Source organism: Hamadaea sp. NPDC050747 (genome assembly GCF_040654195.1).
Classification (GTDB): Bacteria; Actinomycetota; Actinomycetes; order Mycobacteriales; family Micromonosporaceae; genus Hamadaea.
Genome location: NZ_JBFAHM010000002.1, coordinates 299029 through 312336, shown reverse-complemented (window position 1 = coordinate 312336; position 13308 = coordinate 299029). Strand labels below are relative to the sequence as shown.

Sequence of the window (13308 nt, the reverse complement as noted above, 5' to 3'; positions counted from 1 at the left end):
GACAACCGACGGGCGGCGGTGGGATGCCGGGTACATCCCGCCACCGCCCGCCGGGGCTCAGGTGCCCGACGTGTACAGCGCGGCGATCTCGCTCGCGCTCAGGGCACGGCTGTAGAGGCGCAGTCCGTCGACCGCGCCGTCGAGGTAGGGGTCGGCGTACTGGGAGCGGCCGATCCGGTTGGCGGTGGTGCTGCCCAGGCTCGCCGGGGTCAGGGTCAGCCCGGTGCTGCGGGCGACCTCGGCGCCGTTGACGTAGAGGATGCCGACCGCGCCGTTGAGGGTGACCGCGACGTGTGTCCACGCGCCGGTGGGCAGCGCGGCCGGCGCGTTGATCCGCTGTTCGCCGCCCGAACCGCTGGTCGTGATGGCGAACCGGGCGGTGCCGGAGCTGCTGCGCGGCGTCAGGAACATGTTGACCGACGTGCTGCTGCCGAAGTCGAACAGCCGGGACCAGGTCGACAGCGTGTCGATGCGGACCCAGGTCGCGATCGTCGTGGCGGCCGCACCGGCCAGAATGCCGGACGGCAGCGTGACGTAGCCGGTCGAGCCGTTGAGGTCCACGGCGTTGCCGCTGCGCCCGGTGACCCAGGCGGTACCGCCGGACAGCGTCGCGGTCTTGCCGTTGCCGGTCGCGTCGGCGGCCGACGTGCCGCTGGCCTCGTCGAACTTGTACCAGGCCACGAACTCGGGCAACGGCTGCGTCGAGCTGATGTTCCAGTACACCGTGTACCGCTGGTGGTGCATCTTGTAGAACGGCAGCAGCGTGACCGTGCCGGTGCTCGCGGTCGCCGTGTACTGCAACGGCGTCGAGGTCGCGGTGATGGTCGACGGGTTCAGCGTCGGCAGCGCCGACAGGTTGGTCGTCCCGTAGGCGCCCGCGAGCACGATCGGCCCGATCTTCACCGCCTGGGTGGTCGCGCTGTCCGGCGCGGCCGACCGGGTCAGGGCCATCGGCATCGTCATGGCCACGACATCCCCGGTGGTCCAGGTCCGCGTGATGGCGACCTGGGTTCCGGGGGTGGCCGCGACCGCGGTTCCGTTCAAGGTCACCGTCGCTCCGGTCGCCCAGGAGGGTACGCGCAGCTTCAGCGTGAACGCGGCGTTCCCCGTGACGGTCAGGCTCGTGGTGTTGGATTCGGGGAAGCTGGTGTCCTGGCGGATCGTCACGCCCTTCGCGGCCCAGTTCACAGTGGACGCTACGAACAGGTTGACGAAGATCGTGTTCGCGTTGTCATGGAAGTAGATCGTGTCGGCGAACTTCGTGTGCGTCTCCATGCCGGTGCCGTGGTCGCACGTGAAGTCGTTGTAGTCGTTGCTGTAGGTCTTGATCCCGCCCGCCCGCAGCGGCGTGTAGTAGGTGACGAACCCGTGCGCGGAGTCGGGATCCTGCTCGCCGAGCATCTGGTTCCAGAGGGTCCGCTCGTAGTACTCCAGGTAGTCCAGCCGAGCCGGGTTGGTGAAGAACAGCTGCCGGGTCAGCTTGAGCATGTTGTAGGAGTTGCAGACCTCGCAGGTGCTGTCCGACAACTGGCCGGCGATCCGGTCCGGGGCCTTGAAGTACTCCCCGTCGGAGTTGCCGCCGATGACATAGGTGTGGTGGCCGACGACGATGTCCCAGAAGTTGACGGCGATGTCGCGGTACCGCGTGGTGCCGGTCGCGTGGTACTCGCGGATCGCGCCGATCGCCTTCGGGATCTGGGTGTTGGCGTGGTAGCCGTTCAGCGCGTCGGTGTTGCTCGCCAGCGGGTCGAAGATCTCGGCGTGATCGAAGTACTGCGCCGTCGCCAAGTGGTTTGCGTCGCCGGTGACCTGGTAGAGGTTGGCCAGCACCTCGTTCATGCCGCCGAACTCGGTGTCGAGCATGTTCTGTCGCTGGGTCTGGGTGAGCCGGTCCATCCGGAACTTCACCCAGGCCGCCATCGCGGTCAGCACCGTCAGCGCTTGCGCGTTGCCGGCCAGCAGGTGCATGTCCAGCAACCCGGCCATGATCTTGTGCAGCGTGTAGTACGGCGCCCACACCGACTGCCGGGCCTCGACGCGATCGATGAAGCTCTCGGGGAACGCCGACAGGAAACCGGTGTTGAAGCCGACCGTCGTGGCCCGCGCCTGGCATTGCGCGAGTACGCCGACGATGTAGTCGCCCTTGGTCTTGAACGCCGCGTCACCGGTGTTCGCGTACGACTGGGCGAGTCCAGTCAGCAGATGGCCGGTGGAGTGCCCGCGCAGCTCGGTCGTCGGCGACTCCCAGCCGCCGCACGCGGTGGCGGTCGAGGAGAGCCCGTAGTTGAGCCGGAAGGTGTGCAGCAGCCGGTCGGCGTCCACGAACTTCAGGTACGCCTGCGTACGCCCCTGGTTGGCCAGGAACGGACCGGTCAGCAGGGTGACCGCCGACAGAGGGAAGGGATAGACCGAGACGCCGGTGTCGGGCCGGGCCGCATACCCCGGTTCCCCGGTGAGCAGGGGACCGGTGGTGGCGGCGACACCGGCCGCGACGCCGGTGGCCAGCAGGGTGCGCCGGGTGACACGTTCGTGTCGCATGTACCTCACCTTTCGTTGGTACGAAGTGGAGGGGTGTATCGCGTCGCACCCGGAACGCCGCGATACCTGCGGGCCTACCCCTTGAGTGCTCCAGAGGCGAACCCGCGGACGTAGCTGCGTTGCATGAACGCGAACAGCAGCAGGCACGGGACGGCCATGAAGACCACCCCCGCCTCCAGCGCCGCGTAGTCGATGGAGCCGTGGCTGGCGGTACGCATGTTGACCACCGCCAGCGTGGTGGTGAACTTGTCGGTCGAGTTGAGCAGGATCAGCGGGGCGAAGAACTCGTTCCACGAGGCGAGGAAGGCGAACAGGCCGACGGTGATGAGCCCCGGGCGGACCGCCGGAAGCATGATGCGCAGCAGCGTGGAGAAGCTGTTGCAGCCGTCGACCTGCGCCGACTCCTCGAGTTCGCGGGGCACCGCCTCAAACGAGTTGCGCATCATGAACAGCGAGAACGGCAGCTGGAACATGGTCAGCACCAGGCTCAGCCCGATCAGGCTGTCCTGCAGACCCAGCCAGCCGAGGAGCACGTAGAGCGCGATCAGGATCGTCGCGTACGGCACCATCAGGATCGCCAGCGTGATCAGGAACAGCGCGTCGCGGCCGGGGAAGCGGAACCGGCCGAAGGCGTACCCGCCCAGAGTGGAGACGATCAGCGTGCCCCCGACGGTCAGCGCGCTGACCGTGAAGCTGTTGACCACGTGGTGCAGGCGGATGCCGTTGTCGGAGCTGAACAGCCGGTCGTAGTTCTCCAAGCCGAAGCCACTGCCGGTACGCACCGACGCGTAGCCGCTCCACAAGAGCGGGAACAGGAAGAGGATCGCCAGCGCCCCGCCGGTCACACCGTAACCTGCTGTGCTCCATGGGTTGCCTCGCCGCGCCTCCCTGCGGTCCGCTTGCGATGCAAAGCGCCCCAGACTGATCATTGGCATGCCCCTAGTGAGACCGGCGGCGCAGGACGCCGAGCTGGACGACGTTGACGACGACGAGGACGGCGAGCAGGACGACCGACAGTGCGGCGGCCGATCCGAGATCGAGCCGGATGAACGCCTCCCGGTAGATCACCATCACCAGCGAGGTCGTGCTGTTGTCCGGGCCGCCGCGGGTGAGGATCCAGAACTGGTCGAAGGCGAGGATCGAGCCGGTGATCATCATGGTCAGGACCAGGGCGATCGTCGGCCGCAGGAGCGGCAGGGTGATGCTCCGGAAGGTCTGCCAGCGGCTGGCGCCGTCGATTCGCGCGGCCTCGTAGACCTCCAGCGGGATCGCCTGCAGTCCGGTGAGCATGATCAGCATGTTGAACCCGGCGAACCGCCACAGCACGAGCACCACGGTCGAGCCCAGGGCGGAGTTTCCGCTACCGGAGGTCCACGAGACGTAGCCGTCCACCAGGCCGATCGCCTGCAAGGCGTCGCTGACCGGGCCGATCTCGTCCGACAGCAGGCCGAGGAACAGCAACGAGGCGCTGGCGAACCCGACCGCCATCGGCAGGAAGAACGCCGTACGCAGGAAGCCGACGCCGCGGCGGCGGTTCTGCACGAGCAGCGCCAGCCCGAGGGCGAGCGAGAAGAGCAGGACCGTCATGATCACGGTGTACTTCAGGGTGAACCAGACCGCCGAGCCGACGAGCTGGTTGTCGCCGATGCCGGCGTAGTTGTCGGGCACGTTGAAGGTCGGCGCGCCCAGCAGCGGCCACTTGTGCAGCGACATCCACACGACCAGCAGCAGCGGTGTCACGAAGAACAGCCCGACCATGACCGCCGTGGGGGCGGCGTACGCGGCGCCCACCAGGCTTCGCCTTCGGGCCCGGCTCGCGCGACGCGGCGGCGTCTTCGTCGCGGCCGCGTCGGCGGTCACCGCCGGGCGTTGCATTGTCATGGGCATTGGTTCTCCGGACTCGGTTCGGGGGCCCGGCCGTCAGGTGGGACGGCCGGGCCGGCGGATGGTCAGCCTTGCTGGAGGGACTTGGTGATAGCGGCGTTGCCGTCGGCGAGCGACTTGGCGGCGTCGCCGAACAGCGCCCCGCGTACCGTTTGCAGCCAAGGGCTCTGCGGGTCGTTGAACGAGGCGTTGAAGTTCTTCGCGTACGGCGTCTTGCCCTTCGCGACGAGGCTGTTGATCGTCACGATGCGCGGGTCGGCCGAGGAGTACTTGTTGGACGCGAGGTCGGTGCGGATCGGCACACCCTTGTTCTTGGCGATGACCTCGACCTGTGCGTCGTCCGACATCGTCCAGTTCAGGAAGTCCCAGGCCTGCGCCTGCTTGGTGCTGGTCGCGCCGATGCCGATCGAGTCGCCGCCGATGAAGGTGGACTCGCCGCCGTCGAGGCCGGTGATCGGGGCGACGCCCATCTTGACGCCCTTCTCCTCGATCATGCCGAGCCACACCGACGGTCCGGGTGCGATACCGATCTTCCCGCTCTGCAGGGCGCCGAGCCAGGTCGGACCGGCCTCGTCCTTCGACGCCGGAGCGGCCACGCCCTCGTCGTAGAGCGAACGGTAGAGGGCGAAGACGTCCGCCATCTCCTTCGAGTCGATCTTCGCGGCGGTGCCCTTGTCGTCGAGCACGTTGCCGCCGGACGCCCAGACCGACGGCCAGAAGGTGAACTCGACACACCCGCCGCAGTTACCGCCGAAGTAGGTGCCGTTGACGTCCCCGCCCAGCTTGTCGATCTTGCGCGCCTGCTCGGCGAACTCCTTGAGAGTCGTCGGCGGCTTCTCCGGGTCCAGCCCGGCCTTGGCGTACAGATCCTTGTTGTAGAGCATCACCGACATGTCCACGGTGTGCGGCACCGCGTACGTCTTGCCGTCCCAGGTGCCGGCGCGGACGTGGCCGGGGGAGACCTTGTCCTTCAGGCCGCTGGCGGCGAACCGGTCGGTGATGTCGGCCCACAGTCCCTGCGAGGCGTACTGGGGCGCGAAGACGACGTCGGTGGCGAACAGGTCGGGCAGGGCCTTCGCCCCGGCCGCCGAGGCCAGCTTCGCCGGATACTCCTCGTTCGGGTACGCCGTCACGGTCACCTTGTTCTTGTGACTGGCGTTGTAGGCCTCGGCGTACGCCTTGGACACCGATTCGGTGGCGGCCCGCGTCCACAGGGTCAGCTGCGCGCCGTCGTCGACGCCGGCGGTGGAGTTACCGCCGGGCGCCTCATCCTCACCGCACGCCCCGAGGACGGCGGTCAGCAGGACCGCGACCGCCACTGCGGCCGGGGTTCTCAACGATCTCACGATCTCTCCTTAGTCTGGGAGGTTCGGCGGCTCGGGCGGCCGGGTCGGTCAGGTCTTGGGCAGCCAGATCCGCATCGTGGCCGGACCCTGGCGGCCCCAGCGGTGGTACGGGATCAGTCGCAGGGACGTCGGGGTCCGGGCACCGCCCGCCGCCGCGTCGGCGTACGGCCACGCGGTGGAGGCGGTCTGTTCGAGCACGGCGGAGACGGAGACCGTGCTCTCGGGGTTCTTCTCGTTCTCCGCCGGTGTGGCGGAAGCGGCGTAGTCCGCCGGGGGGACTTCCGGGTCGACCCGGACGCGGTCCAGGTCGATGGCGCCGTCGGGGGACTCGGCGCACAACACGATCGGGCCGCGTTCGACGGCGACGCAGTCACGCACGGCGTCGATGCGCGGGTCGGGATGCGTGAACCGGGGATGCATCGGCAGCCACAGCACGATCTCGTCGCCGGCCCGGAAGGCGCGGCGCACCACGACGCGGTCGCCCGAGACGGGCTGCGGCTGCCCGTTGACCGTGACGGTCGCCCCGTCACCGGCCCAGTCCGGCAGCCGCAGTGCCACGCCCCACTCGCCGCCGGACGTCTCGGTGACGCGGATCCGGACGCCCCCGCTGTCCGGGTACGCCGTCGTCATCGACAAGCCCACCGGCCGCCCATCGGCCAGCCGCGTACGCACTTCGGCGTCGGCGTACTGGAAGACGTGGACCTCGTCGCCGGCCACCGCGGCGAAGTACGCCGACAGGCTGGCCAGCAGCCGGGCGGTGTTGCCGAGGCAGCAGGACACCTCGAACCAGGGCGCGCGGGGACCGCCGCCGAAGCCGAGCTGTTCCTGATCCTCCGGCACGACCGCGGTCGGCGTACGCTGATGCAGCGTGTTGGCGTAGAAGAAGGATCGGCCGTCGTCGCCGAGCGAGGTCGCGACCACGTTGTAGAGGACGCGCTCGATGACGTCGGCGTAGCGGGGCCGCCCGGTGGCCAGCAGCAGCCGCCAGGCGAGCATGATCGCCGCGATGCCGGCGCAGGTCTCGGAGTAGGCACGGTCGGCCGGGAGCACGAAGTCCTCGCCGAAGGCCTCGTCCTCGTGCCGGGAGCCCATGCCGCCCGTGAGGTAGGTACGCCGTGCGAGCGTGTGGTCGAACTGCTCGATGATCGCGCCCAGCAGTTCGTCGTCGCCCGTCTCGACCGCCACGTCGACCGCGCCCATGGCGAGGTAGAGAGCGCGGACGGCGTGGCCGCGGAAGGTGTGCGCCTGGCGGATCGGCTGGTCGTCGCTGAAGTACGACCAGCCGAACTGGTGCGGCGGCAGGCTTCGGTTGCCGCGACGGCGCAGGAACAACGCGGCCTGGTCGAGGTAGCGCTGTTCGCCGGTGACCCGGGCGAGTTCGGCCAGCGCCGGCTCGATCTCCGGGTGTCCACACACGACGGCCGGACCGTCGGGGCCGAAGGTGTCGCAGACGTGGTCGGCGGCCCGCTGAGCGACCGCGAGCAAGTCGTCGCCGCCACTGGTTCGCGTCCGCGCGACGGCCGCCTGCAGCAGGTGCCCGGTGCAGTACAGCTCGTGGCCCCAGGCCAGGTCGCTGTATCGGGGACGCTGCCCGGGACCGCCGAACGCGGTGTGCAGGTAGCCGTCGGCCGCCTGCGCTCCGGCGAACAACGCGGTCAGCTCGGTGATCTCGCGGTCGCGGCCGGGAGTCGGCAGACGCCCGTTCTCCCACGACATGGCTTCGACGAGCTTGTAGACCTCGGAGTCGGTGAACTCGCGCCCCCGGCGGTCGGCGTTGGCGTTCCCGTCACGCAGGAACGACCCCGTCCAGCCCAGCTTGTCCATCCACACCCGACCGTGATCGAGCGTCGCGCTGCCGATCAGGTGCTGCCGCCGGCCCCAGAATCCGCCGGTGATCCGCACCTCGGCGAGGCCGAGCGGGCGCAGGGCGCCGCGCGACGGCACGACGGGCCGCCCTCCTGTGAGGTCGGCGGGGCGCGCCGTCACCGTCATCGTGGCCTCCTTCGACCGTGGTCCCTGTCGTGTGTGTAGGACACGATGCGCGCCGAAAACCTTTTCGGCAAGACGTCCTCCGCGTTACAAACTGATAACGGCACATCGACGGATCACCAGGATTGACAACGTCATTACGCTGTGGACAGCTTCGAAATCGATTCGAAAGGCTTTCGATGGGCAGACGGCGGTCGCAGCAGGTGACCCTCACCGACGTGGCGCAGCTGGCCGGGGTCTCGGTCGCCACCGCGTCGAAGGCACTCAATGCCAAGGGTGAGGTCGCCCCGGACACGCGGCAGCGCGTACTGCAGGCGGCCGAGCAGTTGGCGTTCCAGCCGAACGTGCTGGCTCGCGGACTGATCTCCGGGCGTACGCGGACCATCGGGCTGCTCACCGACGAGCTGGCCGGCCGGTTCTCCATCCCGATCCTGCTCGGCGCGGAGAACGCGCTCGGCAACGAGCAGATGTCGGTGCTGCTGTGCGACGCCCGCGGCGACGCCATCCGCCGCCGGCACTACATCCGTACGCTGGTCGCACGTCAGGTCGACGGGTTCATCGTGGTCGGCGACAGCAACGACGTCACCCCGACGCTGGGCGGGGAGATCCCGGTCCCGGTCGTCTACGTCTACGGCCAGTCGACCGATCCGGACGACCTGTCGCTGCTGGCCGACGACGAAGGCGGCGCTCGCCTGGTCGTCGAGCATCTGATCGCGCAACGCCGCCGCCGCATCGGGCACATCACCGGGCCGCAGACCTACCGTGCGGCCCGCGACCGGGTCACCGGCGCCCGGGCCGTCCTCGCCGAGCACGGGCTGAGTCTGGTGGGCGGCGAGCCGCTCTACGGCGAGTGGTCGCAGCGCTGGGGCCGGCACGCCACTCGGCAACTGCTGACCGCGCACCCGGAGACCGACGCGCTGTTCTGCGGTAACGACCAGATCGCCGTGGGCGCTCTGCAAGTGCTGCAGGAGATGGGCCGTCGAGTCCCCGACGACGTCGCCGTGGTCGGCTACGACAACTGGGAGGTGCTGGCGGCCGACTGCCGGCCCCCGTTGACCACAGTGGACCTGAACCTGGAGCAGCTCGGCGCGACCGCCGTCCGGCACCTGTTCGCGGCGCTCGACGGCAAGCCGACCACCGGTGTGCTCCGGCAGCCCTGCCGCCTCGTCGTACGCGAGTCCACCGGCCCCGCCGCCTGATCAGCCGATCGAGTACCAGATGACCTGAAGAACGTCTTTCAGCCATCCGGGCGTGTCGGGTGAGGTGATGATCGTGGCCATGGCGAAGTCGGCGGTCGTCCACACCGGATTGAGAGCGAGCGCCAAGGTGATGTTGAGCCGCTGATACACCGGGTCCTTTTCGCCGTACTCCTTCTGCCGTCGCCCGGTGACCCGGAACAGCTGCACGTACGCGGCGACCGCGAGCGCGGCCAAGCACCGCAGGTCCGGCCGGCCCAACAGCTGCCAGACGGCTAGCGGAAACCCGCCGAAGACGGCGATGAGCAGCAGGTAGAGAAGCCAGTTGAGGGGTGGCAAGTCGAACTCGTCGACTGCGTCCAGCAGAAGGATGATGACCGGCCACATCACGAACTGCATGGCCAGGAAGGCCATCGCGACGTCGATCCGCAGGAGGCCGAAGGCGGCCAGCGCGAGTGCGACCATGGCCGCCGCCAGCAGATTCGCCGCGAGTTCGATCGAGACGGTCCGGGCGAGCAGCGCGGTGCGATTCGCGTGCCGCCGCGACGCCCGCAGGTCGACCGTCACGAGAACGGTCAGCGCCGCCGCCGGAAGCAGCACTCCGGCGACTGCGGCGAGGGTGATCGGCAGGCTGCTCGCCACCGAGCCGTCCGCTACCGCGATCAGCCAGGCGCCACCGAGCACGACCACGGTGCTCAGCAGGTTGACCCCGACGTCGCGGGCGAATTTGAACCATACCAGCAGGGGCAGCGCCAGGACGAGGGCGGCCGCGATCACCGCCTCCGGGCCCGGCCCAACCCGTCCAGTGATGAGCAGGAGCAGCCACACCAAGGCGGCGGCGAACAGATTCGCGACGACGTTGACCCCGAGGTCTCGAAGCTTGTGCAGCAGTGGGCTGTCTTCCCACCAGGTGAGCAGCACGGCCGCCCCGACGGCGCCGGCCACCACGACCGTCACCGCGATCGCGGCGAACCCGGTGGCGCGGGGAACCTGCGCGAGCCCGCGGTCGGCGGCGATCAGCCAGCCGCCGACGAGCATGGCGAGGGTGCCCGACGCGTTGAGGACCACGTCGCGAGTCAGTGGTGCGCCGTCAGCGCGGAGCCGTTGCAGTACGCCGGATGCCACGCGTTAAGAGATGCCATGCCGAGTGGCTTCACGTCTAGTCGGTTCGCACGCCCGGGTAGCCGGGATATCGGTATCGATACCGATCTGTCGACAGCACTTGAAGTTGTCGAAAGCATGTGGCAATGTCGTCGATACGGTCAATGTGAACGTTAACATCCATGGCCGTGGGTCGCCCACGAAGCGCCCCGCAGCGCCGCCCCCTCCGCACGAACATCCACGGCGGGATCGATCCACTATGACCGGTCCCGGGCGCCCGATCCGCCCAGATCGCCGCCCGAATCCTCAAGGAGCACCCATGGGACTCCATGCTGCCCGCATTTCTTTCGGGAAATCCCACGCTTCCCGCGCTTCCCGGAAAGCCCGGCTGATCGCGATCTCCGGCGCCGCCGCCGGGCTGGCCGTCCTCGCCGCTGCCGTTCTTGGTCCCGGTCTGGCCCAGGCGGCCAGCACCCTCGGCGCACAAGCGGCGCTGTCCGGCCGCTACTTCGGCACCGCCGTCGCGGCGTACAAACTCAGCGACACCACGTACGCCACCATTCTCGACCGTGAGTTCACCATGATCACGCCCGAGAACGAGATGAAATGGGACGCCACCGAGCCGTCCCGAGGCACCTTCACCTTCTCCTCCGCCGACCAGATCGTCAGTCACGCCCAGGCGCATGGCCAGCGCATGCGCGGCCACACCACGGTGTGGCACCAGCAGCTGCCGTCCTGGGTCAGTTCGATCACCGACGCCACGACCCTGCGCAGCGTGATGAACAACCACATCACGACGCTGATGACCCACTTCAAGGGGAAGATCTACGCCTGGGACGTCGTGAACGAGGCGTTCGCCGACGGATCGACCCAGCACCGCAGCTCGGTGTTCCAGAACGTCCTCGGCAACGGGTTCATCGAAGAGGCGTTCCGCACCGCCCGGGCGGCCGACCCGGCCGCCAAGCTCTGCTACAACGACTACAACATCGAGAACTGGTCCGACGCCAAGACCCAAGGCGTCTACTCGATGGTGCGCGACTTCAAGTCGCGCGGCGTACCGATCGACTGCGTCGGCTTCCAGAGCCACTTCGGCACCGGCGGGCCGCCGTCGAGCTTCCAGACCACGCTGTCGAACTTCGCCGCGCTCGGGGTGGATGTGCAGCTCACCGAGTTGGACATCGCCGGAGCGTCCGCCACCGCCTACGCCGACACGGTCAAGGCCTGCATGAATGTGTCCCGCTGCACGGGCATCACCGTGTGGGGCATCCGGGACAGCGACTCCTGGCGTACCGGGCAGAACCCGCTGCTGTTCGACAACAACGGCAACAAGAAGGCGGCATACGACGCGGTCCTCACCGCGCTGGGCAGCGGTACGCCCACCAGCCCCTCCGCTTCGGCGTCGGCGAGCCGCAGTCCGAGTTCCAGCCCGAGCGCCAGCCCGAGTTCGAGTCCCACTGCCAGCCCGAGTGCTTCGATGCCGGCACCGGGGAAGTCCTGTTCGGCGGCGTACGCCATCACCAACCAATGGCAGGGCGGCTTCCAGGCGGCCGTGACCGTGACCGCCGGATCGTCGGCGATCACCTCGTGGACCGTGACCTGGCAGTTCGCCGACGGCCAGACGGTCACCCAGTACTGGAGCGCCACGATCACCGGCGGCGGCGCGGCCGTGACCGCCCGGAACGTGAGCTACAACGGCTCGCTGGCGGCCGGTGCGAACACCCAGTTCGGCTTCCTCGGTAGTTGGAACGCGACCAATTCCGTGCCGTCCCTCAGCTGCTCCGCGGCTTGATCCCACGAAGGACTGACATGACTCAGCTCAGACTTCCTCATCGCCTGATCATCGCCACCGCCGCGGCCGTCACCGTGGCCGCGGGGGGAGTGGCCGTCGCGACCTCCGCATCAGCGGCGGCCGGCTGCCAGGTCGCGTACGCGATCACCAACCAGTGGCCGAGCGGCTTCGGCGCGAACGTGACGATCACCAACCTCGGCGACGCTGTGAACGGCTGGCGGCTCACCTGGTCGTTCACCGCCGGGCAGACGGTGACCCAGCTGTGGAGCGGCTCCTACACCCAGTCGGGTTCGCAGGTCACCGTGACCAACGCCGAGTGGAACGGCGCCATCCCGACCAACGGCACGGCGAGCTTCGGATTCAACGGGAGCTGGAACAACTCCAGCAACCCGGTGCCGGCGTCGTTCGCGCTCAACGGCGTCACCTGCACCGGCGGCACGAACCCGTCGCCGAGCTCGGCGTCCGGTACGCCGACCTCCACCCCGACGTCCACGCCGAGCTCCACTCCCAGCTCGAGTCCGAGCTCGACGCCGACGAGCACACCGCCGCCGACCTGCTCGCTTCCGTCGACCTACCGCTGGACCTCGACGGGGTCGCTCGCGAACCCGAAGTCGGGCTGGGTCTCGCTCAAGGACTTCACGACGGTGCCCTACAACGGCAGGCATTTGGTGTACGCGACCACGCACGACACCGGAAGCAGCTGGGGATCGATGAACTTCGGCCTCTTCACCAGCTGGTCGGACATGGCCACCGCCAGCCAGAACGGGATGTCCTCGGGCACCGTCGCGCCGACGCTGTTCTACTTCGCCCCGAAGAACATCTGGGTGCTCGCGTACCAGTGGGGCGCGACGGCCTTCTCCTACCGGACGTCGAGCGATCCCACCAACGCCAACGGCTGGTCGGCGGCGCAGCCGCTCTTCTCCGGGAGCATCACCGGTTCGGGCACCGGGCCGATCGACCAGACGCTCATCGCCGACGACACCACGATGTACCTGTTCTTCGCCGGCGACAACGGCAAGATCTATCGAGCCAGCATGCCGATCGGCAACTTCCCGGGCAGCTTCGGCAGCTCCTACACGACCATCATGAGCGACACGACGGCCAACCTCTTCGAAGCGCCGCAGGTCTACAAGGTCAAGGGGCAGAACCAGTACCTCATGATCGTCGAGGCGATGGGGAACAACGGCCGATACTTCCGTTCGTTCACAGCCACCAGCCTGGGCGGATCCTGGACGCCGCAAGCCGCCACCGAGGCCAATCCCTTCGCGGGCAAGGCGAACAGCGGGGCGACCTGGACCAACGACATCAGCCACGGCGACCTCGTCCGCAGCACCGCCGATCAGACGATGACGATCGATCCCTGCAACCTCCAGCTGCTCTACCAGGGACGGTCGCCCAGTTCCGGTGGTGACTACGGGCTGCTCCCGTATCGGCCGGGCGTCCTGACACTTCAGCGGTAGGAGGG

General features: G+C 68.5%; 9 protein-coding genes. 3 read left to right on the top strand and 6 right to left on the bottom strand.

Annotated features, from left to right (window positions below; all coding sequences use genetic code 11):
• Positions 1 to 57: 57 nt before the first annotated feature.
• From AB0H43_RS04800 to AB0H43_RS04780, 5 genes are all read right to left on the bottom strand, one after another.
• On the bottom strand, positions 58 to 2538 hold the full coding sequence (locus AB0H43_RS04800; RefSeq protein WP_359996549.1) for a beta-L-arabinofuranosidase domain-containing protein: 2481 nt from the start codon (positions 2536 to 2538) through the stop codon (positions 58 to 60).
• A gap of 74 nt (positions 2539 to 2612) precedes the next feature.
• Positions 2613 to 3383, bottom strand: coding sequence for a carbohydrate ABC transporter permease (locus tag AB0H43_RS04795; RefSeq protein ID WP_359996546.1), 771 nt, complete (start codon positions 3381 to 3383; stop codon positions 2613 to 2615).
• A 94-nt stretch (positions 3384 to 3477) separates the two neighbouring features.
• Positions 3478 to 4419: a sugar ABC transporter permease gene (locus tag AB0H43_RS04790; RefSeq protein WP_359996543.1), complete on the bottom strand. Its 942-nt coding sequence runs from the start codon at positions 4417 to 4419 to the stop codon at positions 3478 to 3480.
• A gap of 68 nt (positions 4420 to 4487) precedes the next feature.
• A complete protein-coding gene (locus AB0H43_RS04785; RefSeq protein WP_359996540.1) occupies positions 4488 to 5768 on the bottom strand; it encodes a sugar ABC transporter substrate-binding protein in 1281 nt (426 codons plus the stop codon).
• 48 nt (positions 5769 to 5816) lie between these two features.
• On the bottom strand, positions 5817 to 7760 hold the full coding sequence (locus AB0H43_RS04780) for a beta-L-arabinofuranosidase domain-containing protein (protein ID WP_359996538.1): 1944 nt from the start codon (positions 7758 to 7760) through the stop codon (positions 5817 to 5819).
• A gap of 176 nt (positions 7761 to 7936) precedes the next feature.
• On the opposite strand from AB0H43_RS04780, the gene AB0H43_RS04775 reads away from it, so the two are divergent.
• A complete protein-coding gene (locus AB0H43_RS04775; protein WP_359996535.1) occupies positions 7937 to 8956 on the top strand; it encodes a LacI family DNA-binding transcriptional regulator in 1020 nt (339 codons plus the stop codon).
• Here the strand turns inward: AB0H43_RS04775 and AB0H43_RS04770 are convergent, their stop codons facing one another.
• Positions 8957 to 10078, bottom strand: a complete 1122-nt coding sequence (locus AB0H43_RS04770; protein ID WP_359996532.1) for a hypothetical protein — start codon at positions 10076 to 10078, stop codon at positions 8957 to 8959.
• Positions 10079 to 10373: 295 nt separating this feature from the next.
• Here AB0H43_RS04770 and AB0H43_RS04765 point away from each other — a divergent pair, with 295 nt between their 5' ends.
• Both AB0H43_RS04765 and AB0H43_RS04760 read left to right on the top strand, forming a co-directional pair.
• Positions 10374 to 11843 carry an endo-1,4-beta-xylanase gene (locus AB0H43_RS04765; protein ID WP_359996529.1) on the top strand — a complete coding sequence of 490 codons (1470 nt, stop codon included), beginning with the start codon at positions 10374 to 10376 and terminating at the stop codon, positions 11841 to 11843.
• Positions 11844 to 11860: 17 nt separating this feature from the next.
• Positions 11861 to 13303: a non-reducing end alpha-L-arabinofuranosidase family hydrolase gene (locus tag AB0H43_RS04760; protein WP_359996526.1), complete on the top strand. Its 1443-nt coding sequence runs from the start codon at positions 11861 to 11863 to the stop codon at positions 13301 to 13303.
• The last annotated feature ends 5 nt before the right edge of the window (positions 13304 to 13308 follow it).